The 244-nt window shown below is 58.2% G+C and carries 1 pseudogene; it reads right to left on the minus strand.

Going from position 1 to position 244, the window contains the following annotated elements:
• Positions 1–118: 118 nt before the first annotated feature.
• Positions 119–244, minus strand: a pseudogene (locus G8O24_RS43595) (ABC transporter permease); the annotation flags it as partial.

Consider the following 244-nt stretch of genomic DNA (forward strand, 5'->3'; position numbering starts at 1 on the left):
TGATCCTGTTCGTGGTGTCGCTGTTCGCCGAGCTGATCGCCAACGACCGGCCTTTCCTGATCAAATATGACGGCCATCTCTACTGGCCTGCCTTCGTCACCTATTCCGAGACCACCTTCGGCGGCGAGGGTGCAGGCGTCGGCAGATCGAGATTGTGGGTGTCGTAGGAATAGCGGATCAAGGGCCAGACGATGCTGCCGCCCTTGTCCTTGATCAGCTTCTGCAAATAGGGATCGCGGTAGTC

Source organism: Bradyrhizobium campsiandrae (genome assembly GCF_014529705.1).
Classification (GTDB): domain Bacteria; phylum Pseudomonadota; class Alphaproteobacteria; order Rhizobiales; family Xanthobacteraceae; genus Bradyrhizobium; species Bradyrhizobium campsiandrae.